The sequence below is a fragment of the Brachybacterium sp. p3-SID1565 genome (assembly GCF_025143785.1).
GTDB lineage: Bacteria > Actinomycetota > Actinomycetes > Actinomycetales > Dermabacteraceae > Brachybacterium > Brachybacterium epidermidis.
In genome coordinates this window covers 1-1456 of sequence record NZ_JAMBDS010000098.1, presented here as the reverse complement: position 1 = coordinate 1456, position 1456 = coordinate 1, and the positions used below count along the sequence as shown (strand labels likewise).

1 protein-coding gene is annotated in these 1456 nt (G+C 65.5%); it reads right to left on the bottom strand.

Annotation, left to right across the window (positions count from 1 at the left end; all coding sequences use genetic code 11):
- Positions 1 to 10: 10 nt before the first annotated feature.
- On the bottom strand, positions 11 to 1408 hold the full coding sequence (locus tag M4D54_RS13760) for an IS30 family transposase (RefSeq protein WP_396121506.1): 1398 nt from the start codon (positions 1406 to 1408) through the stop codon (positions 11 to 13).
- Between the last annotated feature and the right edge of the window lie 48 nt (positions 1409 to 1456).

The window sequence follows — 1456 nt, the reverse complement described above, 5'->3', positions numbered from 1 at the left end:
CTGGGTGGATTCAATCGGTGGATGCAACACCCTCTTGCTCGAGTGACTGTAGCTGCTCGGCGAACACCTCAGCTGGAGACTTCCAGTCGAGGACCTTCCGGGGACGATTGTTGACTGCCAGCGCGACCGCTTCGAGGTCCTGCGCAGTCCAGCGTGAGAGATCGGTACCCTTCGGGAAGTACTGACGTAGCAGCCCGTTCGTGTTCTCGTTCGTGGGCCTCTGCCACGGCGAGTGGGGATCGGCGAAGAACACCTTCGTGCCCGTCTCCACAGTGAACTGCGCATGCCCAGACAGCTCCTTGCCGCGGTCCCAGGTCAGCGTCTTGCGCAACTGCTGCGGCAGGGTCGTCATCGAGGCAGTCAAAGCAGCGTTCATCGCCACAGCGCCGTAGCCGGCCAGGGCGGGACCGTTCTTGACCCGCGGTGTCTGCCCGTAGCCGTCCAGCCGAGGCAGGTGCACCAGCAACGTGGCTCGGCTCTTGCGCTCAATGACGGTACCGATCGCGGACCGGTTCGTGCCGATGATCAGGTCACCTTCCCAGTGTCCTGGCACGGCGCGGTCGGCGGCTTCGGCGGGGCGTTCACTGAGGACCACATCCTCGGTCACGTGCCCTTGAGGCTTGTTCTTCGACCGGGCTCGGGGCACCCGCAGAGATCGGCCGGTGCGCAGGCAGGCGACCAGTTCTCGCTTGAGCGCGCCCCGGCCCTCGATGAACAGGGACTGGTAGATCGCCTCGTGACTGATACGCATGGACTCATCCTCGGGGTAGTCGATCTCAAGCCGGTGTGAGATCTGCTCCGGACTCCACGCCGTGACCCACCGCCGGTCGGCCCGGCGTGGCTTCGACCTGCCCTTCCACGCCGGTACGTCCGGCCCAGCCACGATCGACCCATCTGGATGGCACACATCGCCGCTGAGCCGGTCCTGGACGTAGTTCCGTAGTTTCGGGTTCGCGACCAGCTTCGCGGTCTTCGGCCTCCGCGCCATCAGCTCCGCCTTCCACTGCGCGACCGAGGCCCGGTACTCCAGCTTCCCGCCGCGGGTAGCGGCGTTTCGACGCAGCTCGCGCGAGATGGTGGCCGGGTCGCGGTTGATCCTGCGCGCGATCTCGCGCACGCCCACCTGCTGAGCGTGCAGGACAGCGATCTCCTCCCGCTCAGGAAACGATAGATAACGTCCGCCAGGCTCGGTGAGTTCGATCGTCCTCATGCCGCCACCTTGTCGGAACCAGCGTGCCCCGACGGCTGCAGACACGCCCACCTTCCCGGCTGCGTCCTCCGAGGAGCTTCCCGTCGCTATCTCTTTCCAGAACCTGCGTTCGATGCTGCGGCGCGTCTTCGGGGCGCCTGGCGAGATCATCGCCGACCGGCCCGTGAGTTCCTTCAGCCATCCAGCTGGTCGTCCCATCAACACCCTCCTCGACCTGAGGTGTTGCGTCCACCGATTGAATCCACC